We start from the raw sequence: 24748 nt of genomic DNA on the forward strand, positions 1-24748 counted from the left end.
GGGGCCGGCGCGGAAGGGCTCACCGCCCCCGCGGACGCCGACACGGCGGGGCGCCCGGAGCGCTCACCGCCGTCGACGGAAAGGGCCGGGCCCCCCTGGTTCTGGGCGTGCTGGGTCGAGGGACCTCGGTCGGTCCCGCCGTGCTCCGGCTCCGCCGAAGCGCTGCCATCCCTCTTGAAACGTCCCTGCACTAGCGTCGCAACCTCTGGACCAGGCGCCCCTCCGCGTGAACGGACGGACACGGTGTCGGCGTCATGGGGAGCGTCCTGAACACGCTCCCCGGTGGTCGTGAGTAACCGGCGCTGGTTCCCCCTGTCTCGCCGCCACCAGGCGCTCGGTGCGCCCCCTGTGCGCCGGCTCGATCCTGCGGCGGTCCGTGGAATTCCAGCACAGTGCAGGATCTCCAACAAGGCCCGCAGGTCGAGCCGTGACATACGTGACACCACGTGAGGACGAGATTACCTGCCGTAGAAGCTGATCCGGACGATAACGGACTTATGCCCACGAGCCGCTCGGGCATGGGGGGTGTCCCAGTCGCCATGATCAGGAGCGGAATGATGGGTTCAGGCGGCGAATGTCCGTTTCGTGGGGGTGGGTTGCAAGCCTGAATTGCCCCCATTTATTTGCAGGCTCGTGAGCAAACTCACACGCACATCAAGGGTCCCCGCGACCTCGGAGGGGAATCGCGTGTTTAGCCTGACGCTTTACATGATGTAAGACTTTGACAACCCCGCGCCCGCGCGAGACCAGGCTCCACCGGCGCCCCGACACGACAGGGTCACGTACAACCGTGAAGACGACGATGATGTTCCACAACATAGCCAACCCGCGGCGCACGACGCTGGCGCACCTCGAGGACGCCGACGCCCTGCAGACCCCGGAGCAGGAGCACTCCGTCGACCTCCCCACCCAGACCGCCAACCCGCGGCGCACCATCCTCGTGGAGGCCCCCGCCACGGCCTCCGTCGCCGGGTAATACGCGCACCGGCCCCGGATCACTCAAAGCGCCCGCGTACGGCAGTAATGCGCGAGGCGCTCGCCCCTCCCCGCGTTAGCCTGGAGCGTCAGACTCCAGCCGGCTCAAGTGAGGGGCGCAGCATCCCGTGCGCATCGCCAGATTCTCCATCGACGGGAACGTCGCCTTCGGCGCGGTCGAGGGCGACAAGCCGGACGAGCTCGTGCTCGACATCATCAAGGGCATCCCGTTCGCGGACTTCGAGCTCTCCGGCACGAAGGTCCCGCTCAGCAAGGTGCGTCTGCTGCCTCCGGTGCTCCCCAACAAGGTCGTGGCCTTCGGCCGCAACTACGCCGAGCACGCCCGGGAGCTGGGCAACGAGGTGCCCGACGCCCCGTTCGCCTTCTTCAAGCCGTCCACCGCGGTGATCGGCCCCGGCGACGAGATCCAGTACCCGTCCTTCACCGAGGACCTCCACCACGAGGCCGAACTGGCCGTCGTCATCGGCCGTATGTGCCGCGAGGTCCCGCGCGAGCGCGTCAAGGACGTGATCTTCGGCTTCACCTGCGCCAACGACATCACCGCCCGGGACGTCCAGAAGCGCGAGAAGCAGTGGGCCCGGGCCAAGGGCTTCGACAACTCCTGCCCGCTGGGCCCCTGGGTGGAGACGGACATGGCCCTCGAAACGGCCGCCGACCTGACCATCCAGCTCACGGTCAACGGCGAACAGCGCCAGCTCGGCCGCACCAGCGAGATGATCCACGGAATCGAGGATCTGATCGTCAACATCTCCGAGGCCATGACGCTGCTCCCCGGCGACGTGATCCTCACGGGCACCCCGGCAGGCGTCGGGCCGCTCACCGTCGGCGACGAGGTCGCCGTCACCATCGAAGGCATCGGCACTCTCACCAACAAGGTTGTCAAGCGTGGCTAGCGCACCCGTCCGCGTACGTTTCTGCCCCTCGCCCACCGGTAACCCCCATGTGGGCCTGGTCCGCACCGCCCTGTTCAACTGGGCGTTCGCCAAGCACCACCAGGGCACCCTGGTCTTCCGCATCGAGGACACCGACGCGGCCCGCGACTCCGAGGAGTCGTACACCCAGCTGCTCGACTCGATGCGCTGGCTGGGCTTCGACTGGGACGAGGGCCCCGAGGTCGGCGGCCCGCACGCGCCGTACCGCCAGTCGCAGCGCATGGACCTCTACAAGGACGTCGCGGCCAAGCTCCTCGACGCCGGCCACGCCTACCGCTGCTACTGCTCCCAGGAGGAGCTGGACACCCGCCGCGAGGCCGCCCGCGCCGCCGGCAAGCCCTCCGGCTACGACGGCCACTGCCGCGAGCTGACCGCCGCGCAGGTCGAGGAGTACGTGGCGCAGGGCCGCGAGCCCATCGTCCGCTTCCGGATGCCCGACGAGACGATCACCTTCACCGACCTGGTCCGCGGCGAGCTGACCTTCACCCCGGAGAACGTCCCGGACTACGGCATCGTCCGTGCCAACGGCGCCCCGCTGTACACCCTCGTCAACCCCGTCGACGACGCCCTCATGGAGATCACCCACGTCCTGCGCGGCGAGGACCTGCTCTCCTCGACGCCCCGTCAGATCGCCCTGTACAAGGCGCTGACGGAGCTGGGCATCGCCAAGGGCATCCCCGAGTTCGGCCACCTGCCGTACGTGATGGGCGAGGGCAACAAGAAGCTCTCCAAGCGCGACCCCCAGTCGTCGCTGAACCTCTACCGCGAGCGCGGCTTCCTCCCCGAGGGCCTGCTCAACTACCTCTCCCTCCTCGGCTGGTCGCTCTCCGCCGACCAGGACATCTTCACGATGGACGAGATGGTCGCGGCCTTCGACGTCGCCGACGTGCAGCCCAACCCGGCCCGCTTCGACCTGAAGAAGTGCGAGTCGATCAACGGCGACCACATCCGGCTGCTCGACGTGAAGGACTTCACGGAGCGCTGCGCCCCCTGGCTGAAGGCGCCCTTCGCCCCCTGGGCCCCCGAGGCCTTCGACGAGGCCAAGTGGCACGCGATCGCCCCGCACGCCCAGACCCGTCTGAAGGTGCTGTCGGAGATCACGGACAACGTCGACTTCCTCTTCCTCCCGGAGCCGGTCTTCGACGAGACGTCCTGGACCAAGGCCATGAAGGAGGGCTCGGACGCCCTCCTGCGCACGGCTCGCGAGAAGCTGGAAGCGGCCGACTGGACCTCCCCCGAGTCCCTCAAGGAGGCCGTCCTGGCCGCCGGCGAGGCCCACGGCCTCAAGCTCGGCAAGGCCCAGGCCCCCGTCCGCGTGGCCGTCACCGGCCGCACGGTGGGCCTGCCGCTGTTCGAGTCCCTGGAGGTCCTGGGCAAGGACACGACCCTGGGCCGGATCGACGCGGCGCTGGCCAAGCTGGCGGCGTAGTACGCCCATGCACGTGAGGGGCGGCACCGGATCCCGGTGCCGCCCCTCACGCGTCCGCCTCGGAAAGCGGCACGCGGTACTCGCTCACACCCCCGGTGTGCCAGTCTGTCAGGGTGATCAAAGCCGTTGTCTGGGACGTCGACGACACCCTCTTCGACTACACGGGGGCCGACCACGCCGGAATGCGTCTGCATCTGGCGGCCGAGGGGCTGCTGGAGGCGTACGACGGTGTCGAGCAGGCCATCGCGCGCTGGAGGGCGATCACCGACGCGCAGTGGGTCCGGTTCTCCGCGGGCGAGGTGTCCTTCGAGGAGCAGCGGCGTGATCGCGTACGGGTCTTCCTGGGCACGGAGCTGACCGACACCGAGGCCGACGCGTGGTTCCAGCGCTACCTCACGCACTACGAGACCGCCTGGGCCCTGTTCCCCGACGTCCTGCCCGTCCTGGACGCCCTCGCCGCCAGCCACCGGCACGCGGTGCTGTCGAACTCCAGCATCCACGTCCAGGACCGCAAACTCCACGTCCTCGGTGTCCACGACCGCTTCGAGGCCATCCTGTGCGCCGCCGAGCTCGGTGTCTCCAAGCCGGAGGCCGGTGCCTTCCACGCCGCCTGCGCCGCCCTGGAGCTCGCCCCGCACCAGGTGGCGTACGTCGGCGATCACCCGGAGATCGACGGGCGGGGCGCCGCGGAGGCCGGGCTGCTGTCGGTCTGGATCGACCGTGCGGGCGTGTACACCAGCGCGGACGCCCTCGGCGGACCGCACCGGATCGCCTCCCTCTCCGAACTCCCGGCGCTCCTCGGCGCGGATACCCGTTTTGGAGCCCCGTCCACCTTCGGGTAATGTTCTTCCTGCGCCGCCGAGGAGCGGGCCGAAAGGCCGGAACTCGGGGGAGCAAACTAGAACAAGATCCCCTCAGGGGCTTGCGTTCCAGTGGCCTATGGTGTAATTGGCAGCACGACTGATTCTGGTTCAGTTAGTCTTGGTTCGAGTCCAGGTAGGCCAGCTCGCAGAGCTCATCTGCAACGCCCCCGTTGTGTAGCGGCCTAGCACGCTGCCCTCTCAAGGCAGTAGCGCCGGTTCGAATCCGGTCGGGGGTACTGATCTCGATCAACTCGGGATCGCTAGGGCCCCCGTTGTGTAGCGGCCTAGCACGCCGCCCTCTCAAGGCGGTAGCGCCGGTTCGAATCCGGTCGGGGGTACAAACTGGTCTAAACCACATTGGTCTATGGTGTAATTGGCAGCACGACTGATTCTGGTTCAGTTAGTCTTGGTTCGAGTCCAGGTAGACCAGCTCGGATCTGCGGAAACGTAAGATCCTCGCCCCCGTTGTGTAGCGGCCTAGCACGCCGCCCTCTCAAGGCGGTAGCGCCGGTTCGAATCCGGTCGGGGGTACACAGCGAAGGCCCTCCACCTCGGTGGGGGGCCTTCGTCATTCCTGGTCGCCGAAGCCGTACCGGCGTGCCGACTCCTCCTCCTGCGCCAGCCGGTGCAGCGCCTGAAGCATCGGCTCGACGAGGATCGCCCCCAGGACCGCCGTCTCCACCTTCTCCGCCTCCGAGGCGTGGGTCTCGACGAAGTCCAGGTCGAGGACCGCCGCCCCGTGCATCAACCGGGCGTACGCCAGCAGCAGTTGGGGGTCCCAGTCGTACCCGAGCCGTCTGAGCGCGGCCATCGCCACCACCAGTGAACGGTACGAGGGCGAGATCGTGACCAGGGCCTTGGCGTTCGACCAGCCCAGGGACTCCAGCAGTTCATCCGCCACGTCGTGCGCGGCCCGGACGTACTCGTCGTCCTCGTCCGGCTCCGGTACCTGCGGCAACGCCCACAGGGCAGCGCCCAGGCGGATCGTCCGGGGGAGGGCGTCGTCGTCGACATGTCCGAGCACCTCCCGGACCGTCGCCACCGGTACCCGTCCGACCTGGATCATCGCGCGCACCAGGCGTAGCCGGCGCAGATGCTCCTCGTCGTACTCGGCGGTGCGGGCGTTGATCTGGCGGCCGGGCGCCAACAGGCCTTCGCGCAGGTAGTACTTGATGGTCGCGATGGGCACACCGCTGCGCTCGCTGAGTTCCGCCAGCCGCATGTCTTGCGCCTCTCCTTGGTGAGTGCCACTATCCAATCACCGAGCAGAAGGATAGTGCCGCTATCCGGATACGGAGCCAGGGGGCCGTCATGTTCGCGAAGCCGGTGCTGGGTCGTACGACCGCGGATGCCGAGGGCGATGTGGTGGTCCTGCTCATCGGGATGCGGATCAACCACTTCTGGGCGGTGCACCAGTGGCTCCCGGTCATGCTGTCGATGTTCCGCATGCTGGGGGAGCTTGCGCGGGACGGCGACCGGGGGCTGCTGGGGCGGGTGCTGCTGACGGCCTCACCGCGGACGTACTACGTCGTCCAGTACTGGGAGTCCAAGGAGAAGCTCTACGCGTACGCCGCCTCGCCTGACATGTTCCATCACCGGGTGTGGGGGATCATCAACCGCAAGGAGCGGGCGGGGAAGGTGCGGGGGCACGTGGGGCTGTGGCACGAGGCCTACGTGGTGCCCGAGGGGGCGTACGAGTCGATCTACGCGGACATGCCGGCGTTCGGGCTGGCGGCGGCGCACGGGCAGGTGCCGGTCGCTGCGCGCGGGCGGTACGCGAAGGATCGGTTCGCCCAAAGGTCGGGGAGCGCACCGACTCCCTAGGGGCGCGGGGAACTGCGCGACCGGCAACGACGGCGTCGCGGACGGCGGACGGGCGGTGGTGGCAGATTCTGCGCCGTGGGGGCTTCGGTTGGGGGCGGGTGCGGGTCGTCGGTGGTTGCTCGCGCAGTTCCCCGCGCCCCTGGAGTGGGGCGCCTCCCCGTCGGTCCAAGGCCTGCCGCGGCGTTGAGGCCGGTCCTCTTCCGACGGGGGAACGACAAGCTCGGCGCCCTCAGCCCGTGCGGCGCAGGGCCTCGGAGAGGCGGGCTGCGGCGTCGATGACCGCTTGGGCGTGCATGCGGCCGGGGTGGCGGGTGAGGCGCTCGATGGGGCCGGAGACCGACACGGCGGCCACCACGCGGTTCGACGGCCCGCGCACCGGCGCGGAGACGGACGCGACGCCCGGCTCGCGCTCGCCGATCGACTGGGCCCAGCCCCGGCGCCGTACGCCGGAGAGGGCCGTCGCCGTGAAGCGGGCGCCCTGCAGGCCGCGGTGCAGGCGCTCCGGCTCCTCCCAGGCCATGAGGATCTGGGCCGAGGAGCCCGCCTTCATCGTGAGCGTCGACCCGACCGGGACCGTGTCCCGAAGGCCGGACAGGCGTTCCGCCGCGGCGACGCAGATGCGCATGTCGCCCTGGCGGCGGTAGAGCTGCGCGCTCTCGCCCGTGACGTCACGGAGGTGGGTGAGGACCGGGCCCGCCGTCGCGAGGAGACGGTCCTCACCGGCCGCCGCGGCCAGTTCCGCGAGCCGAGGGCCCAGAATGAACCTGCCCTGCATGTCACGCGCCACCATGCGGTGGTGTTCCAGAGCCACGGCCAGTCGATGGGCCGTGGGTCGTGCCAGTCCGGTGGCCGAGACGAGCCCTGCGAGGGTGGCCGGACCGGACTCCAGGGCGCTCAGGACAAGGGCTGCCTTGTCCAGAACGCCGACGCCGCTACTGTTGTCCATGCAACGATACTCGCGTCTCACTCTGTGAAACGCAAGTTCAATTTTCCGTGGAACACGCCACTCTGGAAGAACGAAGGCAGAGCGGCCCGTGAACCGAACGGGCCTGGCGGCGGACGCCCGGAAGCAGGGGCGCGGGCGGTGGCCGCCTTCTCAAGATCTCTAGTTGGGCCGGTGGACCGTAAGCCGGCCGGAGGGAAAGCGATGGGTAGGACACTCGCGGAGAAGGTCTGGGACGACCACGTCGTCCGGCGCGCCGAGGGCGAGCCCGACCTCCTCTTCATCGATCTGCACCTGCTGCACGAGGTGACCAGCCCGCAGGCCTTCGACGGCCTCCGCAAGAGCGGCCGCAAGGTGCGCCGGCTCGACCTGACCATCGCCACCGAGGACCACAACACCCCGACCCTCGACATCGACAAGCCCATCGCGGACCCGGTCTCCCGCGTCCAGCTGGAGACGCTGCGCGCGAACGCCGCCGAGTTCGGTGTGCGTCTGCACCCGCTGGGCGACGTCGAGCAGGGCGTCGTGCACGTGGTGGGTCCGCAGCTCGGACTGACCCAGCCGGGCATGACCGTCGTCTGCGGTGACTCCCACACCTCCACGCACGGCGCCTTCGGCGGCCTGGCGTTCGGCATCGGCACCTCCCAGGTGGAGCACGTGCTGGCCACCCAGACGCTGCCCATGGCCCGCCCCAAGACCATGGCCATCACGGTCAACGGCGAGCTGCCCGACGGCGTCACCGCCAAGGACCTGATCCTGGCGATCATCGCCAGGATCGGCACGGGTGGCGGCCAGGGCTACGTCCTGGAGTACCGCGGCGAGGCCATCGAGAAGCTCTCGATGGAGGCCCGGATGACCATCTGCAACATGTCGATCGAGGCCGGCGCCCGCGCGGGCATGATCGCCCCTGACCAGACCACGTTCGACTACCTCGAGGGCCGCCCGCACGCCCCCAAGGGCGAGGACTGGGACGCGGCCGTCGCGTACTGGAAGACGCTGAAGACCGACGACGACGCCGAGTTCGACGCCGAGGTCGTGATCGAGGCCGCCGAACTGTCGCCGTTCGTCACCTGGGGCACCAACCCCGGCCAGGGTGCGCCGCTTTCGGCGTCCGTCCCCGATCCGGCTTCGTACGAAGACGCTTCGGAGCGCCTCGCCGCCGAAAAGGCCCTGGAGTACATGGGGTTGGAGGCCGGTCAGCCGCTGCGCTCCATCAAGGTGGACACCGTCTTCGTAGGTTCCTGCACCAACGGCCGCATCGAGGACCTGCGCGCCGCCGCCGAGCTCGTCAAGGGCCGCAAAGTCGCCGACGGCGTACGGATGCTGGTCGTCCCGGGCTCAGCGCGGGTCGGTCTGCAGGCCGTTTCCGAGGGTCTGGACGTCGTCTTCAAGGAGGCCGGCGCCGAGTGGCGGCACGCGGGCTGCTCGATGTGCCTGGGCATGAACCCGGACCAGCTGGCCCCGGGTGAGCGCTCCGCGTCCACCTCCAACCGCAACTTCGAGGGCCGGCAGGGCAAGGGCGGTCGTACGCACCTGGTGTCGCCGCAGGTCGCCGCCGCCACCGCGGTCCTGGGCCACCTGGCCTCCCCGGCCGACCTGTCCGACGCCGAGACCCGTACGCCCGCTGGAGTCTGATCAGCCATGGAAGCATTCACCAAGCACACCGGCCGGGCCGTCCCGCTGCGCCGCTCCAACGTCGACACCGACCAGATCATCCCTGCTCACTGGCTCAAGAAGGTCACGCGGGACGGGTTCGAGGACGGGCTGTTCGAGGCCTGGCGCAAGGACGAGACGTTCATCCTCAACCAGCCCGAGCGGCAGGGCGCCACGGTCCTGGTCGCCGGTCCCGACTTCGGCACCGGTTCCTCCCGTGAGCACGCCGTGTGGGCGCTGCAGAACTACGGCTTCAAGACGGTCATCTCCTCCCGCTTCGCCGACATCTTCCGCGGCAACTCGCTCAAGAACGGCCTGCTCACGGTGGTTCTGGAGCAGAAGATCGTGGACGCGCTGTGGGAGCTCACGGAGAAGGACCCGCAGGCCGAGATCACCGTCGACCTGGAGGCCCGCGAGGTGCGCGCCGAGGGCATCACCGCCGCCTTCGAGCTGGACGAGAACTCCCGCTGGCGGCTGCTGAACGGCCTCGACGACATCTCGATCACCCTCCAGAACGAGGACGACATCGCCGCCTACGAGGCGAAGCGGCCGTCGTTCAAGCCGCGCACGCTGCAGGCCTGAGCCCGGGGCCGCCCCGGTTCGGACCGAGGTCCGAGCACAAGGCGACTTTCGGACACCGCAACACCCCCTCAGTACCCCCGATCAGCCCGATCGGGGGTACTGCCATGTCTGCACCCGAACGGCCCTGCGCCGTTTTCGTGCCGGACTCAACTTCCCACGTTACGAAGGGTGTTGCGAGGGTACGCGAGTGGTGTAGCCGTGACTTCCGCAAGTGCCCGGAAGGCCATTCGAGGCCGGAGTTGCACCCCTGGCAGGCGACAACTCGCCCCAGATGGCACAATCTGTGCATGGAACACGACGGCCAACTCGAGCTCTATGCGGCAGTCGCGGACCAACTGAAGGAAGCGCATGCAACGGTGCGCGCACTGCAAGTCCCGGAGGGCGTACGGATGGCGCTGACCCGGAAGCTGCTGGTCATTACGGCCGCGGCCAAACACGACGTCGCCGAAGCGACAAGGCGTCTGGAGCGGTTCATGGCGGATCTCGACGCGGGACGATTCCCCGAAGAGGAACGCTGAACACCTTCGAGACAGTCGAGTCTGTTGCGGCACAAGGGTGATTAGCCCGTTTCGTGTTTGATTTGCGGTATATATCTGCCTAACGTGCGAAAAAGCTTGAACACTTTCGTTCTGGCGATGTCTCCGAAGGGGAAGACGTGAACAAGGCGCAGCTCGTAGAAGCGATTGCCGACAAGATGGGCGGCCGCCAGCAGGCCGCCGATGCTGTCGACCATGTACTGGACGCCATCGTCCGCGCGGTCGTCGCGGGTGAGCGGGTCTCGGTCACCGGCTTCGGTTCGTTCGAGAAGGTCGACCGGCCTGCTCGTTACGCCCGTAACCCCCAGACGGGCGAGCGGGTTCGGGTCAAGAAGACCTCTGTTCCGCGCTTCCGCGCCGGTCAGGGCTTCAAGGACCTGGTCAGCGGCTCGAAGAAGCTGCCGCGGGGCGGCGAGGTCGCCGTCAAGAAGGCGCCCAAGGGCAGCCTGACCGGTGGTGCCGCCGCGACGGTCAAGAAGGCCGCCGCGAAGAAGACCACCAAGGCCGCCGCGGCGAAGAAGACCACCGCGAAGAAGACGACGGCCAAGAAGACCACGGCCACCGCGAAGAAGACCACCGCGAAGAAGGCTCCGGCGAAGAAGACCACGACGGCCGCCAAGAAGACGACCGCGGCGAAGACGACCGCCAAGAAGGCGACGGCCAAGAAGGCCCCGGCGAAGAAGGCGACCGCCAAGAAGGCGCCCGCCAAGAAGTCGACGGCTCGCAAGACCACCGCCAAGAAGGCGACCGCCCGCAAGAGGTAGGACCGCAGGGGCACTCACGCGCCGGGCCGGACTCCGTCTGGAGTCCGGCCCGCGGCGTGTCTGAGCTGCTGTTCAGAGGGTTTGCAAGGTCACCAGCGTGATGCGCAGGCCCTCGCCCTCGCCCTCCGTCTCGATACGGACCCGTTGCCCGGGGCGCAGTAGTCGTAGGCCTCCGGCGTCGAAGGCGGGGGCGTCGAAGGGGACGGGGGTGCCGTCGTCCAGGAGGACGCTGCCGGAGCGGGTGTCCTCGTCGTAGGTGTATGCGGTGGCCTGCATGGCGGTAACCCTACGACGGGTTGTGTTTCGGGTGCGGGGCTGTGGGGGGCTGGTCGCGCCCGCGCGGCGGAGCCGCGCATCGACTCAGTCCCGCGCCCCCCGGGGGCGTATCAGTAGCCGTGCCGCTGCCGCCGCCGTTCGTGGGCCCACGCCCAGGGCCAGGGCGGCCCGTAGATCCTCACCGGTGTCCACGTCCTGGCGTACGGAGTCCACCTCGTCGAGGGGGAGTTCCACGGCCCCCGAGGCGCGATGGCGGGCCCGGGAATCCTGGCCGAATGCCGGTAGTAATTCCCGGCCCGGCGTCGCGGTCAGCAGTGTCGTGCCGATCTCTGCCGCGTCCGGGAGAAAAGCGCGGGGGAATTCCATTGCCGCATCCAGGGCGCGGGCCAATTCCAGGGGGCGCAGAGCCGGAAGGTCGGCGTTCAGGGCCGCTACGGCACTGTCGGGGCGGGCGGAGCGTACGACGGCCGTCGCGTGTGCCAGCGCCGCGTTCAGGCCGCCTCCCGGCTCGTCGGGGACGACAAGCGCGCCAAGTGCGCCCAGCTCGCGGCCGGCCAGGGCGTCGTTCGTGACGACTGCCACATCCTTCACCGCGGGGCAGGCCAGCGCCGCCGTCACCGTGTCCTGTGCGAAAGCGAGGGCGAGGCCCGGGCGCAGTCCGTCCGACGCGGTGTCCGAGAGCCGGCTCTTCGCCCGCGCCAAGGGCTTCAGGGGTATGACCAAGGTCCACTGCACGAGCGTTTCGCTCCCTCTCTAGTCGCGGCCATTGTCACTCAGCCGGCACCAGGGGCATCTGGCGGTGAGGACGGCGAGGCGTACGGTGTTCTCGACAGACCGGCGGCCTGGGGCGACACTTGTGCGGCCCCCCGGCCCGATGTCCTTGATCTCTAGAGGAAGGTGCACGCGTGCCCCGCCGCAGAATCGGCTTCTGGTACCGCTTCGCCGCGGTGATCTGCAAACCGCCGCTGGTGGTTCTGATCAAGCGGGACTGGCGTGGAATGGAGCACATTCCGGCCGAGGGCGGATTTATCACCGCGGTGAACCACAATTCGCACATCGATCCCTTCGCGTACGCGCACTTTCAGTACAACACCGGCCGGGTTCCGCGATTCCTCGCGAAGAGCGGACTTTTCAAGAAGGGATTCGTCGGCGCCGCCATGCGCGGCACCGGGCAGATCCCCGTCTACCGGGAGACCACGGACGCGCTGAGCGCCTTCCGGGCCGCGATCGACGCCGTGGAGCGCGGCGAATGCGTCGCTTTCTACCCCGAGGGCACCATCACCCGCGACCCGGACCAGTGGCCCATGACCGGCAAGACCGGTGCCGCGCGCGTGGCCCTGCAGACCAAGTGCCCGGTGATCCCGGTCGCGCAGTGGGGCGCCAACGAACTGCTGCCGCCCTACGCCAAGAAGCTCAACCTCCTTCCGCGCAAGACCCACCACGTACTCGCGGGCCCGCCCGTGGACCTCGCGCGCTTCTACGACAAGGAGATGACCCCGGAGCTGCTGAAGGAGGCGACCGAGGTCATCATGGCCGCCATCACGGCCCAGCTGGAGCAGATCCGTGGCGAGAAGGCGCCGAGGACGCCGTACGATCCGCGTCAGGAGCGCATCGAGCAGCGACGCCGCACTGCCGCGCAGAACCGGCAGGCGCAGCCGAGGGCCGAGCAGGAAAAGGCCGAGCAGGAAGAGGGGCAGGGCACGTGAGCAAGCCCGTCAAGGCGGCAGTTCTGAGTGCTGGTTCGTGGGGGACCGCCTTCGGCATCGTCCTCGCCGACGCGGGATGCGAGGTCACCCTGTGGGCGCGTCGCCCCGAGGTCGCCGACGCCATCAACTCGAGCCGTACGAACCCGGACTACTTCCCCGGCGTGGAACTCCCGCAGGGCATGCGGGCCACCACCGACCCGGCACAGGCCATGGCCGATGCCGACTTCACGGTGCTGTCCGTCCCGTCCCAGACCCTGCGCGCCAACCTCGCCGAGTGGACGCCGATGCTGGCGCCGGGCACCGTCCTGGTGTCCCTGATGAAGGGCGTCGAACTCGGCACCGCCATGCGGATGAGCGAGGTCATCGACGACGTGGCCAAGGTCGGCCAGGACCGCATCGCCGTGGTCACCGGGCCCAACCTGGCCCGCGAGATCGCCGCGCGGATGCCGGCCGCCGCCGTGGTCGCCTGCACCGACGAATCCGTCGCCCAGCGCCTCCAGAGCGCCTGTCACACGCCGTACTTCAGGCCGTACACCGAGACCGACGTGGTGGGCTGCGAGCTGGGCGGCGCCGTGAAGAACGTCATCGGGCTGGCCGTCGGCATCGCGGACGGCATGGGCCTCGGTGACAACGCCAAGGGCTCGCTCATCACCCGCGGCCTCGCCGAGACCGCGCGGCTCGGGGTCGCGCTGGGCGCCGACCCGATGACGTTCGCCGGACTCGCGGGCCTCGGCGACCTGGTGGCGACGTGCTCCTCGCCGCTGTCCCGCAACCACACCTTCGGCACCAACCTCGGCAAGGGCATGACCCTCCAGGAGACCATCGCGGTCACCAAGCAGACTGCCGAGGGCGTCAAGTCCTGTGAGTCCGTGCTGGATCTGGCCCGCCGGCACGGCGTCGACATGCCCATCACGGAGACGGTCGTCGGCATCGTCCACGAGGGCAAGCCGCCGGTGGTCGCCCTCAAGGAGCTCATGTCGCGCAGCGCGAAGCCCGAGCGCCGTTAGGTCGCGTCCTGGCCGCCGCGCCGGGGGTACCGCGAACCGCCAGCGTCAACGGACGCTGACTCCAGCCCCTACCACCGGGTACCCTCAACCCGATATGAGCACCGAGAACCTCCCCCAGAGCCCTGACCAGCCGCCCCGCAAGCCGCGCGTGGCCGTCGTGTTCGGCGGTCGCAGCTCCGAGCACGGGATCTCCATGGTCACCGCCGGCGCCGTGCTGCGCGCGATCGACCGGACGCGGTACGACGTGCTGCCGATCGGCATCACGCGCGGCGGCCGCTGGGTGCTCACCGCCGACGATCCCGAACGCATGGCGATCACCGACCGCCGTACGCCCGAGGTCGACGACCTCGCGGAGTCCAGCGAGGGCGGTGTGGTGCTCCCCGTCGACCCCGCGAGCCGCGAAGTGGTCTACAGCGAGCCCGGATCGGTGCCCAAGGCGCTCGGTGACGTCGACGTGGTCTTCCCGGTGCTGCACGGCCCGTACGGCGAGGACGGCACCCTCCAGGGCCTCCTGGAGCTCTCCGGCACCCCGTACGTGGGCTCGGGCGTGCTCGCCTCGGCCGTCGGCCAGGACAAGGAGTACATGAAGCGGGTGTTCACCTCGTTCGGGCTCAAGGTGGGCCCGTACGTGGTGATCCGGCCGCGCGAGTGGGAGCAGGACGCCTCGGCCGCCCGCAAGAAGATCGTCGACCTGGCCGGCGAGCACGGCTGGCCGCTCTTCGTGAAGCCGGCGCGCGCGGGCTCGTCGATCGGCATCACCAAGGTCGAGGACCTGGCCGGCCTGGACGAGGCCATCGCCGAGGCCCAGCGGCACGACCCGAAGATCCTCGTCGAGGCGGCCCTGCGCGGCCGTGAGATCGAGTGCGGGGTGCTGGAGTTCGAGGACGGCCCACGCGCCTCCGTACCGGCCGAGATCCCGCCGCCGGACGCGCACGCGTACTACGACTTCGAGGCCAAGTACATCGACTCCACGCCCGGCATCGTGCCGGCCCCGCTGACGCCCGAGGAGACCGCCGAGGTCCAGCGGCTCGCGGTGGACGCCTTCGAGGCGGCCTCGTGCGAGGGCCTGGTGCGCGCGGACTTCTTCCTCACCGAGGACGGGGAGTTCGTGATCAACGAGATCAACACGATGCCCGGCTTCACGCCGATCTCGATGTACCCGCAGATGTGGCAGGCGAGCGGGGTCAGCTACCCGGACCTGGTGGACCGGCTGATCCAGGCGGCGCTGAGGCGGTCCACCGGACTCAGGTAGGGTCCGCCACGGTCAGGTCGGCGATCCCCGAGGGGATCGCCTTCTTGATGGCCGGAGCCAGATCGATCAGCGCACCCGAGCTGTCCACCCCCTCGGGCACCGTGACCTCGACGTACGCGCGACGGCTCGCGGAGGTGAACCGGTAGCCCCCGCCGTCCCGCTTCTCCATCAGCCACTTGACGCCCTCCACACCCCCGGCCACCGCGTCCGGATCCCGGCCCTCGGCCACCTTGGGGTCGATCATCTTCGGCGGCCGTACGACACCGCAGCGCAGTATGATCGCCGGGTCGTCCCCCCAGCCCGCGGTCAGCGGGGACGCGGGCGAGGGATCCGCACGTCGCTCACCGTCGACCTTGGCCGGCAGTGCTTTGTCGAGGTTCTGACACAGCTTCGCGGCCGTGGCGCCGGGACTGGGAACCGCCGCCGACGCGCTGCCGTCTGCTGATGAGCAGCCCGCCGCGGTGATCAGCAGGACGAGCGCGGGCAGCCCGAGAACAGAAATGTGCCGGTGACGGAAAGAGTTCACCGGCCAAGGGTAGACGGGGGCTACAGATGTACGACCGGGCAGGTCAGGGTGCGGGTGATGCCGTCCACTTGCTGGACCTTCGCGACCACCATGCGACCCAGGTCGTCGACCGTGTCGGCCTGGGCGCGCACGATGACGTCGTACGGTCCCGTCACGTCCTCGGCCTGGATGACTCCAGGGATCTTGCTGATCGTCTCGGCGACGGTCGACGCCTTGCCGACCTCCGTCTGGATCAGGATGTACGCCTGTACCACGGAACCTCCAGGGCGGCCACGAGGATCATGTGGGGAAAAGGAACGCCACGGTATCGCGTCGCCGCTCGCCGCGGGGAGACCTGCGATGGCCGGGGCTTGCGCGCCGGGGTGCCGGCACGACAGAAGTTGACGTACACCTCGACGGTAGCGAGGACCGAAGTGACGCGCGACCGGGTGCGGACAGGGACAGAAGGGGCGTAAGGGCAATGAAGGGCACTGTTGGTGAGCTCGGCGAGTTCGGGCTCATCAGGGAGCTCACCTCCCGTCTCACCACCACCCCGGCGGTCCGGGTCGGCCCCGGCGACGACGCCGCGGTGGTGGCCGCGCCCGACCGCAGGGTGGTCGCCAGCACCGACATCCTGCTGGAGGGGCGGCACTTCCGCCGCGACTGGTCCACGGCCTACGACGTCGGCCGCAAGGCCGCCGCGCAGAACCTCGCGGACATCGCCGCCATGGGCGCCGTGCCGACCGCGCTGCTGCTCGGACTGGTCGTGCCGGCCGAACTCCCGGTGACCTGGCCGACCGAGCTGATGGACGGCCTGCGCGACGAGTGCCAGGTCGCGGGCGCCTCCGTGGTCGGCGGCGACGTCGTACGGGGCGACTCGATCATGGTGTCGATCACCGCGCTCGGCGATCTGCGCAACCAGGAGCCCGTGACGCGGGCCGGCGCGCAGCCCGGCGACCTCGTGGCGGTGACCGGCTGGCTGGGCTGGTCCGCCGCCGGATACGCCGTACTGGCCCGCGGTTTCCGCTCACCCCGCGCCTTCGTGGAGGCCCATCGGCGCCCCGAGCCGCCGTATCACGCCGGTCCGGCCGCCGCGGGGCTCGGCGCGACCGCGATGTGCGACGTCAGCGACGGGCTGATCGCCGATCTCGGGCACATCGCCGAGGCCAGCAAGGTCCGGATCGACATCCGCTCCGGCGCGATCGACATCCCGACCCAGATGAACGACATCGGGCAGGCCGTCGGCGTCGACCCCATGCAGTGGGTGCTGACCGGGGGAGAGGACCACGCGATCGTGGCGACCTTCCCGCCGGACGTGAAGCTCCCGGCCCGCTGGAAGGTCATCGGCGAGGTCCTCAACCCCTCCGCGCTGCCCCAGGTGACGGTGGACGGGGCGCCGTGGACCAAGAAGGGCGGCTGGGACCACTTCGGCGGGGACATCGAGTCATGATCCCGAACGTCCTCACCGTGGCGGGCTCCGACTCGGGCGGCGGCGCCGGCATCCAGGCCGACCTGAAGACGATGCTGGCCCTCGGCGTGCACGGCATGAGCGTGATCACCGCGGTCACCGCGCAGAACTCCCTCGGTGTGCAGGGCGCTTGGGAACTGCCCGTGGAGGCGGTACGCGCCCAGTACCGCAGCGTCGTCGACGACATCGGCGTCCAGGCGATCAAGACGGGGATGCTGGCGTCCGCCGAACTCGTCGAGACAGTGGCGGAGTTGATCGGGGGCACGGACGCGCCGGCGGTCGTCGACCCGGTCGGCGTCTCCAAGCACGGGGACCCGCTGCTCGCGGCCTCGGCGCTGGACTCCGTCCGCACGAAACTGCTGCCGGTGGCGACCGTGGCGACGCCCAACCTCGACGAGGTGGCGCAGCTCACCGGCGTCCGGGTCGAGGCGGAGGAGCAGCTGCGGGAGGCCGCGGCGGCCGTGCTGGCGTACGGGCCGCGCTGGGTGCTGATCAAGGGCGGCCATCTGTCCGGGGACGCCGTGGACCTGCTGACCGACGGCTCCGCGGAACACTGGCTGCGGGCGCCGCGCTACGACAACCGGCACACCCACGGCACGGGCTGCACGCTCGCCTCGGCCATCGCCTCGGGGCTCGCCAAGGGGCTGCCCGTGCCGGAGGCGGTGGCGGCGGCCAAGGAGTACGTCACCGGGGCGATCAAGGCGGGGTTCGCGCTCGGCGGGGGGATCGGGCCGGTGGACCACGGGTGGCGCTTCCGCGAGCGCTCCTAGCGACTCGGGCACAGCAAAAAGCCGGTCCACCGAGGTGGACCGGCTTACTGCAGCGAACCAGCAGTGGCCGCGCGCTCAGCTGTGGGCGTCAGCGCGAGACCTTGCCGGCCTTGATGCACGAGGTGCAGGCGTTCACGCGCTTCGGCGTCCCGCCGACCACGGTACGGACGCGCTGGATGTTCGGGTTCCAGCGACGGGACGTACGGCGGTGCGAGTGCGAGATGTTGTTGCCGAAGCCCGGCCCCTTGCCGCAGACGTCGCAGTTGGCAGCCACGGGTCACTCCAAAGACTTCAGATGCTCTTACGGATAATCCCGGCATGCCGGGATCGAGATCTACGATCAAAGATCTGAGTGGCGCTGCCAGGGGAACGGCCCGATTTTCATCGGGCAACCGGAGCAGCATACAACGACTGCGCCAGTCCAACGAAACTACCATGCCTGCTCAGGGGCCCGCCCCCGGCCCGCTTCCGGCGCGCACCCGCCCTGGGTCTACGCTGCGTGCCACGGTCGGCAGCTCAGGGAGGCGCAGGTGGCGCAGGTGCCGCAGACATTCTTCGATGCTCTCGCGGTGCGCACCTGGTGCGGTCTCGCGCTGGAGTCGCTCGGTCGGGCGCGTGAGGAGATCGACGCGATCAACGTCTATCCCGTGGCCGACGGGGACACGGGGACGAACCTGTACCTGACCGTGGAGTCGGCGGTCGCGGCCGTGGAGGCCGTGTTCACCGCGTACGACGTGGGCAGGCCCACCCTCGCGGACGCGGCCCGCGCCATGGCGCACGGGGCTCTCATCGGCGCCCGGGGGAACTCCGGCACGATCCTCGCCCAACTGCTGCGGGGCATGGCCCAGGTGCTGTCCGCCGACGGTGAGAGGGCTCACACCGACGGTTCCGGTCTGCGGCTCGCCCTGCGGCACGCGGCCGACTCCGCCCGCCAGGCCGTGGCCCACCCGGTCGAGGGCACGGTCCTCACGGTCGCCTCGGCCGCCGCCGACGCGGCCGCCGGGGCGGAGGGCGACGACTGCGGGGCGGTCGCGCGGGCGGCCTATGAAGGGGCACGCGCGGCGCTTGCGGCCACGCCCGGGCAGCTGGCGGTCCTGGAGCGCGCCGGGGTCGTCGACGCCGGGGGACGAGGGCTGGTGGCGGTACTGGGGGCGCTGGTGGAGACGTTCACGGGGGAGGCGGCCCCTGTGGTGGTGTCCGGGACGCACGCGCGCGTGGAGCCCGAGACCGAGGAATGCGCCGACGCCCAGGACGAGAGCGGCCCCGCCTTCGAGGTGATCTATCTGCTGGAGGCCGAGGACGCGGCCGTGGACCGGCTCCGGCAGCGGCTCGACGGTCTCGGGGACTCGCTCGTGGTCGTCGGCGGTGACGGGCTGTGGAACGTCCATGTGCACGTCGACGACGCCGGGGCCGCCGTGGAGGCCGGCGTCGAGGCCGGGCGGCCGTACCGGATCCGGATCACCCACTTCGGCGCCGGTGATGTGCACACCACCGGTGCCGAGCGGCCGCCCCGGGAACGGGCCCAGCGGGCCGTCGTCGCCGTCGTGCCGGGCGAGGGGCTGGCCGGACTGTACGGCGAGGCCGGCGCGACCACCGTCCTCGCGCGCCCGGGGGAGCCGCCCGCCAGCGGGGAGCTCGTGCAGGCCGTACGGCGTGCCCACGCGCGCGAGGTCGTGCTGCTGCCCAATGACGCCGAGCTGCGCCACACGGCGGCCGCGGCGGCCGAGCAGGCCCGTGCGGAGGGCATCCGGGTGGCGCTGATCCCGACCCGCTCCGCGGTCCAGGGCATCGCGGCGCTGGCCGTGCACGAACCGGACCGCCGCTTCGACGAGGACGTCGTGTCGATGACCTCGGCGGCCGGCGCGACCCGCTACGCCGAGGTCGCCGTCGCCGAACGCCAGTCCTGGACCATGGCCGGCATCTGCCAGGCCGGCGACGTCCTCGGCCTGGTCGACGGCGACGTCGCCGTGATCGGGACGGACGTCACCGCCACCGCCGAGACCGTCCTCGACCGGATGCTCTCGGCAGGCGGCGAACTCGTCACCCTCGTCCTCGGCGACGAGGCACCCGAGACGATCGCCGAGCACCTCGAAGCACGCGTGCGTGAGTCCTACCTCGCCGTCGACACGGTGGTGTACCGGGGCGGGAGGCAAGGGGCGCTGCTGCTCATCGGCGTGGAGTAGGGCGGGCCGGGAACAGCCGGGCTCGGGGTGCCCGCTCCCGCTACTCGGTGTCCTGTTCCTCCACCACCTGAAGCATCTGCCCGGCCTCGGCCCGCCGCTCCCGCACCGCCTCGTCGGCCTCGTCGTGACCCTCGTACGCCGTCAGCACCGCACGCGCGCGTGCCGCGGCCCGCTCCGGACGGCTCAGGTCGGCCTCCAGCCAGCCCGCGGCGAGTTCGGCGCCGGTGCGGCTGTGCAGGGCGTCGTCGCCGAGGGCGGCGAACACCGCGACGGCCTGGGTCACTTGGGCCAGCGCCGCCTCCAGCGCGGCCCGGATCGACTCGTCCTCGGCGTCCTCCGTGGCCGAACGGGCGAGCAGGTCGCTGAACTGCCGGTGCGTGTGCCCGAGTTCGGCGACCAGTCGGCGACGTGCCTCCTCGTCGTCCGCCGAGTCCAGGGCCGCCGTGCACGCGTTGATCGCGGCCGCCATCAACGCGGACGCCGTGTCGTCCCCGCCGTCCCGGCCGCCCTCCGTGTCCTCCAGCCGCAGCGCCAGCCACGCGCGGGCGCGCAGGGAGCGGACGAGGCCGTGGACGTTGCCCAGCTCGCGCCACAGGGCGCCCGCGCGCGCGTACGCCTGGTCGGCCTCGGTGTGCAGGCCGGCGTTGCCGAGGGACTCGGCGGCGAGGTGGGCGAGCGTGGCGTGGTCGTGCTGTTCGGGCCAGTGCCGGGCGATCTCGGCGGCCTGAAGGCGGCGTTCGGCGGCCTCGCGGTGTTCGCCGAGCTCGCTCAGACAGTCGCCGAGCCACCACTGGGTCTGCACGACCGCGCCGTCGCCGTGCATCTCGGCGGTCAGGTCCGGCAGCGCCGACTCCAGGACCTCGGCGGCCTCGGCGAACCGCCCCTGGTGCAGCAGGAACCCGCCGAGCTGCTGTCGCGCCCAGGCGCCCAGCGTCCGGCTCTCGCCCGCCTCGTCGGCCCAGTGCGCCGCCTCCAGGGCGTGCTCAGCCGCCTCCTCGGCCAGCCCCCGGCCGCCGAGCACCTCGGCCAGCTGGAGGTGCAGCTGGGCCCGTCCGGGCGCCTCCAGGTGCGGCCCGCCGTGCTCCAGGGCCGCCCGCAGCGCCCGCTCGGCCTCCGCCGTGTCGCCGAGATGGTGCGCGAGACCGGCGAGCCGGGCCTCGTACTCCACCGCGAACCACGGCAGCCCCGCCCCGACGAACGCCTGCGAAGCCCGGGCGAACAGCTCCGCGGCCCGCTCCAGGTCCCCGGCGAGCGCCGCCAGCTCCGCGAGCATGGCCTGCCCCTCCGCGGCCCGCGCGGCCAGCCGTACGTCGGCCCCGGCCTGTCCGTCGACGAGCGCGAGCACCTCACCCGCGGCGGCCCTGGCGTCGGCCAGTGCGGCCTCCTGCGTCGGGCCCTCCGCCTCGTGCGCCCGCCGCATCAGGATCCGCGCCCGGCTCATCAGCACGGCCGCCGTCTGCCGTACGCCCGTACCGTCCTCGGCGTACAGCGCGAGAACCCGGTCGTACAGGTCGGAGATCACTCCGAGCGCCTCGGGCACGTCGCCGGTGAGAGCGCGTACGTACGCTCCACGCGCGCGTGCCGCCAGGGCCTCCCCGGGGTCGCCGGCCTCCGCGTACAGCCCGGCGGCCTCCTCGAACAGGGCGATGCCCTCCGGGCCCAGGTCCATCGCCTGGTGGTCGGCGATCTCCGCGCGGTCGCGGGCGGCCAGCTCGACGTCCTCGGCGGCCCGCGAGACGGCCGCCCAGGCCGCGATGGCGTGGGGCTGCAAGGTGTCCGACAGCCGACGTGCCTCGATGAGGAGCGCGGCCAGGTCGGGCTCCGCCGTCGCGCGCTCGGAACCGCCGGACACGGTGGCCGCCGCCGGCACGGGCGCCGCCGCCCCCGCCGGCCGTGCCGCCGTCGTACGCACTCCGAGCGGCAGCCGTTCCACCAGCGGCCGCTGGTCCATCCGCGCGCGTGCCCGCTCGCTGACGTGTGCCGTGCCGTTGCGCCGGTCGAAGCCCGCCGCCAGCGCCAGGGCCTCCTCACGCGCGTGTGCGGCGAGTTCACGGGCGGTCCAGTCCCGGCCGGCCGGGCCGGGAACCCGCTGATCGCCCAGTCCCAGCTCGCCGAGCCGGTCCATGAGCAGGGCCACCACCGCCATGAACTCCAGCTTGCTGCGCGGATGCCCGTCGTCCGTGAAGTACGCCGGCCGCTCCGCGAGCAGCTCCAGGCCACGTGCCTCGTTGCCGCTGAGCGCGCAGAACTCCACGTGGTCCGCGTAGGCGCCGCGCATGCTCTCCATGGCCCGGACGAGCCGGAAACCCCGCAGATGGTGGGCGCGGGCCTCGTCCAGGCGGCCCAGGCGCAGCAGCGGCGCCAGCGAGGACGCGAGGACGGTGTGCGGTTCGTGGGCGCAGGTGTACTCGCCCGCCAGGACCGGCCCCCACAGCCGGATCGCCTCGGCGTCCCGGCCGCGCTCGGCCTGCCACCAGCCCTGCCCGTGCAGCTCGCACGCGTGGCAGTCGGCCATGGCGTCCCGGTCGGCCGCCAGCCAGGCCGCGTAGGCCCGCTCGGCCCGCGCCACGTCCCCGACATGCGCGGCCACGCTGAACTCGGCGCTGCGCACGGCCCGTTCGGAGTGCCCGGCGAGCCGGTAGCGGTGCTCCATCTCGCCGAGCCACTTCTCGATCGAGGCCAGCGGGATGTGCGGCTGGTCGAGCATGCCGGACGACATCCACTTGAAGACCCAGTGCAGCGAGTGCGTCTCGTACTCGTCGAAGTCCTCGGGCCGCTCGTCCCACATGCGCAGCAGGCGCGCGAACGGGACGAACATCTTATCCTTCTCGGAGCTGTAGTTGTAGACCTTCAGCTGGTGTCCGAGCGCCTCGATCACGGCGAGCGGGATGCTCAGCTTCTCCGCCACGGCCAGCAGCTGCTCCGCGCGCGCGTTGCGGGCGGGACCCTCCGGTTCCTCGGAGTTGTCCGCCATCGCCCGGCGCAGCGAGTCGAAGTCCTTGACGTCGCTCATCGGCGGCCCTCCTCGCCGTTCGTGGCCCACTCCAGCAGGCCGATGAAGGCCCGGTTCAGCAGCGCCGAGTCCGCGGGCCTGAGCGGGCGCTGCGCCATCAGCAGGGCCTGCCCGTACAGGGACTCGGTGGCGGTGCCGATCAGTTCCGGGTCGCCCAGGGAACTGATCCGCCGGATCAGCGGGTTGAGGTGGTTGAGCACGAGACGCGCGCGTGGCGCGCTGCCGCGCAGCGAGCCGAGGATGCCGGCCCACAGGTCGTCGGCCTGCTCCTCGGCCTCCGCGCGGGCCTGCTCGTGCCGGGCCGCCCGGTCATCGAGGTGCAGCGCGGGTACGGACAGCGGGTGGAAGGCGCGCAGCACGACGTCACAGCCCAGCGGGTCGAGCTTGGCCCGCGCGGCCGCCAGGAAGCCCGCCAGCGCCAGCTCCTCGGCCGGGTCGACGGCGTCCAGGTGCGCGGTCACGGTGTCGGCGTCCAGCTCGGCGACGACCGTCCCCGGCCGCACCGACGGCAGCGCCTCGACCAGCTCGCTGTCGTACGTGTAGCCGCCGTTGATCACCCCGACGCCCTGCGCGGACGCGATCGGCGCGACCTGCCGGTACTCCTCGACGGTCCGCGTGAAGTGCACCACCGGGTGCCGCTGCGCGAACTCCTCCAGCGACAGCCGTCCGTCGGTCGTCTCGAACGGCAGCCACGGCAGCATCGTCCGCAGCATCTCCTTGTCGTGCCGCGCGAGCGACTTCACGCCCAGGTGGTGCACGGCCAGGAAGGCGGCCAGCCGTTCCGGATCACCGGCCGCCAGACCCGTCAGCCAGGACCGAATCCTTTCGCCGAGCGCCTCCCGTACGCCCGCCAGCGTCTCGTCCTCGTACAGCGACTCGCGCGATGCCGTCGGCCGCAGGCTGTCGGTGTCCAGGACGCAGCGCACGAAGAACGCCCAGTCGGGCAGCAGCTGTTCGGCGCGCTCGGTCAGCAGCATGCCCTTGAGGTGGACGCGATGACCCGCCCGCTGGGCCGGGCTGACCGACGAGGGAAGGACGTACGCCACGCCACGGATCCCGGCGAGCGGCACGTCCAGGTCGATCGAGTCCAGCGGGGTGAAGCCGAACAGGTCGTGGCAGTGCCGGGCCAGGGCCACCCTGCGGTTGGCGGGGGAGGGGTACGGCCGGTCCCAGGGCGCCGGCAGGTCGGTGACCGCCTCGCCGCCGACCCGGACGTCGTACGGCAGCAGCGAGCCGAAGTCCCGCGCCAGCGCCAGCACCCGGTCCTCGGCGAGCCACTCGGCGGCCCCGGCCCGCGCCACCAGGTGCACGGTCGTGCCCGGTTCGGTACGGGCGTCGTCCGGCAGCGTCCGCACGGTGTACGAACCGTCGTCCGTCGCCGTCCACTCCACGGGCGCAGCGTCCGGCGTACGGGCGCTGCGGCTGACCACCCGGATCCGCTCGGCGACCACGAAACAGGCCAGCAGACCGATGCCGAACTGCCCCAGGAAGTCGGACCGCGCCTCCTGCAGCCCCTCGGCACGCTTGGAGCTGCGCCCGATGGTCGCCAGGAGGCTGTGCACGTCCGCCTCGGTGAGCCCGACCCCGGAGTCCTCGACCCGCAGGGCGCCCGCCTCGGCGTACAACCGCACCTTGGCCGGCGCGTCCGGCTCCTCGGCGCGTCTGGCGGTGACGGCGTCGACGGCGTTCTGCAACAGCTCGCGCAGGTAGACCTTCGGGCTGGAGTAGAGATGGTGGGAGAGCAGGTCCACCAGACCACGCAGGTCGACCTGGAACGTATGAGGTGACTGGGGCGGCTGAGGTGCCTGGGATGACTGTGAGGTCTGGGAGTCCATCGTCACGGCGCCGTTGGGGGGATCAGGGGGTTGTGAAAGTCCCGCACCGAACACCGCGGGCACCGCACGGAACTTTCATAACACCCCCTACGCGACGGCGCGGGGTCGGGCGGTCCCGGTGAGGCGGTGACCGCGAAAGGATGGCCGGAGCGCGCCATCCTAGAGCCGAAACCAAACGTCTGACCAGGGGTTTCCGGGACGTTTACCGGGA

At 70.8% G+C, this 24748-nt stretch carries 25 protein-coding genes and 5 tRNA genes; 20 read left to right on the forward strand and 10 right to left on the reverse strand.

Going from position 1 to position 24748, the window contains the following annotated elements:
• Positions 1-191, reverse strand: a 191-nt coding sequence (locus ACFZBP_RS39980) for a hypothetical protein (RefSeq protein WP_391420871.1), incomplete at its 3' end; no start/stop codon positions are given.
• Between the two features lie 599 nt (positions 192-790).
• Between ACFZBP_RS39980 and ACFZBP_RS39985 the strand changes: the two genes are divergently transcribed.
• The 9 genes from ACFZBP_RS39985 (at position 791) to ACFZBP_RS40025 (ending at position 4751) form a co-directional block, all read left to right on the forward strand.
• Positions 791-976 carry a hypothetical protein gene (locus ACFZBP_RS39985; protein ID WP_383454235.1) on the forward strand — a complete coding sequence of 62 codons (186 nt, stop codon included), beginning with the start codon at positions 791-793 and terminating at the stop codon, positions 974-976.
• Positions 977-1103: 127 nt separating this feature from the next.
• Positions 1104-1889 (forward strand): fumarylacetoacetate hydrolase family protein, encoded by a 786-nt coding sequence (locus ACFZBP_RS39990; RefSeq protein ID WP_391420872.1) that lies wholly within the window; start codon positions 1104-1106, stop codon positions 1887-1889.
• Positions 1873-3357 (forward strand): glutamate--tRNA ligase, encoded by a 1485-nt coding sequence (gltX, locus tag ACFZBP_RS39995; protein WP_391420873.1) that lies wholly within the window; start codon positions 1873-1875, stop codon positions 3355-3357. Before ACFZBP_RS39990 ends, gltX begins: the two co-directional genes overlap by 17 nt.
• Positions 3358-3470: 113 nt before the next feature.
• Positions 3471-4199, forward strand: a complete 729-nt coding sequence (locus ACFZBP_RS40000) for an HAD family hydrolase (RefSeq protein WP_383454227.1) — start codon at positions 3471-3473, stop codon at positions 4197-4199.
• A 91-nt stretch (positions 4200-4290) separates the two neighbouring features.
• Positions 4291-4362: transfer RNA gene (locus tag ACFZBP_RS40005), tRNA-Gln, on the forward strand.
• 21 nt (positions 4363-4383) lie between these two features.
• Positions 4384-4456: transfer RNA gene (locus ACFZBP_RS40010), tRNA-Glu, on the forward strand.
• Positions 4457-4485: 29 nt separating this feature from the next.
• Positions 4486-4558, forward strand: a tRNA-Glu gene (locus ACFZBP_RS40015).
• A 20-nt stretch (positions 4559-4578) separates the two neighbouring features.
• Positions 4579-4650, forward strand: a tRNA-Gln gene (locus tag ACFZBP_RS40020).
• Positions 4651-4678: 28 nt separating this feature from the next.
• Positions 4679-4751: transfer RNA gene (locus tag ACFZBP_RS40025), tRNA-Glu, on the forward strand.
• A 37-nt stretch (positions 4752-4788) separates the two neighbouring features.
• On the opposite strand, the gene ACFZBP_RS40030 is transcribed toward ACFZBP_RS40025, so the two are convergent.
• Positions 4789-5442 (reverse strand): MerR family transcriptional regulator, encoded by a 654-nt coding sequence (locus ACFZBP_RS40030; protein ID WP_391420874.1) that lies wholly within the window; start codon positions 5440-5442, stop codon positions 4789-4791.
• 89 nt (positions 5443-5531) lie between these two features.
• Between ACFZBP_RS40030 and ACFZBP_RS40035 the strand changes: the two genes are divergently transcribed.
• Entirely contained in the window at positions 5532-6044 is a 513-nt protein-coding gene (locus ACFZBP_RS40035; RefSeq protein WP_391420875.1) for a monooxygenase family protein, read from the forward strand.
• Positions 6045-6273: 229 nt separating this feature from the next.
• Here the strand turns inward: ACFZBP_RS40035 and ndgR are convergent, their stop codons facing one another.
• Positions 6274-6990, reverse strand: coding sequence for an IclR family transcriptional regulator NdgR (ndgR, locus tag ACFZBP_RS40040; RefSeq protein ID WP_031485194.1), 717 nt, complete (start codon positions 6988-6990; stop codon positions 6274-6276).
• Between the two features lie 201 nt (positions 6991-7191).
• Here ndgR and leuC point away from each other — a divergent pair, with 201 nt between their 5' ends.
• From leuC to ACFZBP_RS40060, 4 genes are all read left to right on the forward strand, one after another.
• A complete protein-coding gene (gene leuC, locus ACFZBP_RS40045) occupies positions 7192-8622 on the forward strand; it encodes a 3-isopropylmalate dehydratase large subunit (RefSeq protein ID WP_383454220.1) in 1431 nt (476 codons plus the stop codon).
• Positions 8623-8628: 6 nt separating this feature from the next.
• A complete protein-coding gene (gene leuD, locus ACFZBP_RS40050; protein WP_391420876.1) occupies positions 8629-9222 on the forward strand; it encodes a 3-isopropylmalate dehydratase small subunit in 594 nt (197 codons plus the stop codon).
• A 287-nt stretch (positions 9223-9509) separates the two neighbouring features.
• Positions 9510-9740: a hypothetical protein gene (locus tag ACFZBP_RS40055; protein WP_383454215.1), complete on the forward strand. Its 231-nt coding sequence runs from the start codon at positions 9510-9512 to the stop codon at positions 9738-9740.
• A gap of 137 nt (positions 9741-9877) precedes the next feature.
• On the forward strand, positions 9878-10522 hold the full coding sequence (locus tag ACFZBP_RS40060) for an HU family DNA-binding protein (RefSeq protein ID WP_383454212.1): 645 nt from the start codon (positions 9878-9880) through the stop codon (positions 10520-10522).
• A 72-nt stretch (positions 10523-10594) separates the two neighbouring features.
• Here the strand turns inward: ACFZBP_RS40060 and ACFZBP_RS40065 are convergent, their stop codons facing one another.
• Together ACFZBP_RS40065 and cofC are read right to left on the reverse strand one after the other, a co-directional pair.
• Positions 10595-10798, reverse strand: coding sequence for a hypothetical protein (locus ACFZBP_RS40065; protein ID WP_391420877.1), 204 nt, complete (start codon positions 10796-10798; stop codon positions 10595-10597).
• An 84-nt stretch (positions 10799-10882) separates the two neighbouring features.
• Complete coding sequence (gene cofC / locus ACFZBP_RS40070; RefSeq protein WP_391420878.1) at positions 10883-11533, reverse strand: 2-phospho-L-lactate guanylyltransferase; 651 nt, start codon at positions 11531-11533, stop codon at positions 10883-10885.
• 170 nt (positions 11534-11703) lie between these two features.
• On the opposite strand from cofC, the gene ACFZBP_RS40075 reads away from it, so the two are divergent.
• The 3 genes from ACFZBP_RS40075 to ACFZBP_RS40085 all read left to right on the forward strand — a co-directional run bounded on the left by ACFZBP_RS40075 (position 11704) and on the right by ACFZBP_RS40085 (position 14763).
• Positions 11704-12504: a lysophospholipid acyltransferase family protein gene (locus ACFZBP_RS40075; protein WP_383454205.1), complete on the forward strand. Its 801-nt coding sequence runs from the start codon at positions 11704-11706 to the stop codon at positions 12502-12504.
• Positions 12501-13511 (forward strand): NAD(P)H-dependent glycerol-3-phosphate dehydrogenase, encoded by a 1011-nt coding sequence (locus ACFZBP_RS40080; RefSeq protein WP_391420879.1) that lies wholly within the window; start codon positions 12501-12503, stop codon positions 13509-13511. Before ACFZBP_RS40075 ends, ACFZBP_RS40080 begins: the two co-directional genes overlap by 4 nt.
• Before the next feature lie 94 nt (positions 13512-13605).
• Positions 13606-14763, forward strand: a complete 1158-nt coding sequence (locus ACFZBP_RS40085; RefSeq protein ID WP_391420880.1) for a D-alanine--D-alanine ligase — start codon at positions 13606-13608, stop codon at positions 14761-14763.
• On the opposite strand, the gene ACFZBP_RS40090 is transcribed toward ACFZBP_RS40085, so the two are convergent.
• Together ACFZBP_RS40090 and ACFZBP_RS40095 are read right to left on the reverse strand one after the other, a co-directional pair.
• Positions 14756-15289 carry a DUF3515 domain-containing protein gene (locus ACFZBP_RS40090; protein ID WP_383454195.1) on the reverse strand — a complete coding sequence of 178 codons (534 nt, stop codon included), beginning with the start codon at positions 15287-15289 and terminating at the stop codon, positions 14756-14758. The genes ACFZBP_RS40085 and ACFZBP_RS40090 overlap by 8 nt on opposite strands.
• A gap of 20 nt (positions 15290-15309) precedes the next feature.
• Entirely contained in the window at positions 15310-15543 is a 234-nt protein-coding gene (locus ACFZBP_RS40095; RefSeq protein ID WP_003997603.1) for an Lrp/AsnC family transcriptional regulator, read from the reverse strand.
• 206 nt (positions 15544-15749) lie between these two features.
• Here ACFZBP_RS40095 and ACFZBP_RS40100 point away from each other — a divergent pair, with 206 nt between their 5' ends.
• Together ACFZBP_RS40100 and thiD are read left to right on the forward strand one after the other, a co-directional pair.
• Entirely contained in the window at positions 15750-16718 is a 969-nt protein-coding gene (locus tag ACFZBP_RS40100) for a thiamine-phosphate kinase (protein ID WP_030050100.1), read from the forward strand.
• Complete coding sequence (gene thiD, locus ACFZBP_RS40105; RefSeq protein WP_391420881.1) at positions 16715-17506, forward strand: bifunctional hydroxymethylpyrimidine kinase/phosphomethylpyrimidine kinase; 792 nt, start codon at positions 16715-16717, stop codon at positions 17504-17506. Before ACFZBP_RS40100 ends, thiD begins: the two co-directional genes overlap by 4 nt.
• Positions 17507-17594: 88 nt before the next feature.
• On the opposite strand, the gene rpmB is transcribed toward thiD, so the two are convergent.
• Positions 17595-17780, reverse strand: a complete 186-nt coding sequence (rpmB, locus tag ACFZBP_RS40110) for a 50S ribosomal protein L28 (protein WP_003993230.1) — start codon at positions 17778-17780, stop codon at positions 17595-17597.
• A 256-nt stretch (positions 17781-18036) separates the two neighbouring features.
• Here rpmB and ACFZBP_RS40115 point away from each other — a divergent pair, with 256 nt between their 5' ends.
• Complete coding sequence (locus tag ACFZBP_RS40115; protein ID WP_391420882.1) at positions 18037-19689, forward strand: DAK2 domain-containing protein; 1653 nt, start codon at positions 18037-18039, stop codon at positions 19687-19689.
• A gap of 40 nt (positions 19690-19729) precedes the next feature.
• Here ACFZBP_RS40115 and ACFZBP_RS40120 read toward each other — a convergent pair whose 3' ends face one another.
• Together ACFZBP_RS40120 and ACFZBP_RS40125 are read right to left on the reverse strand one after the other, a co-directional pair.
• The gene (locus ACFZBP_RS40120; protein ID WP_391420883.1) at positions 19730-22702 is read right to left on the reverse strand and encodes a tetratricopeptide repeat protein; all 2973 of its coding nucleotides are present in this window, start codon (positions 22700-22702) and stop codon (positions 19730-19732) included.
• On the reverse strand, positions 22699-24537 hold the full coding sequence (locus ACFZBP_RS40125; protein ID WP_383454180.1) for an HSP90 family protein: 1839 nt from the start codon (positions 24535-24537) through the stop codon (positions 22699-22701). The genes ACFZBP_RS40120 and ACFZBP_RS40125 overlap by 4 nt, the downstream gene beginning before the upstream one ends.
• Positions 24538-24748: the final 211 nt, after the last annotated feature.

Origin of the sequence: Streptomyces sp. NPDC008086 (assembly GCF_042957325.1) — a bacterium.
In the GTDB taxonomy this organism is placed as follows: domain Bacteria; phylum Actinomycetota; class Actinomycetes; order Streptomycetales; family Streptomycetaceae; genus Streptomyces.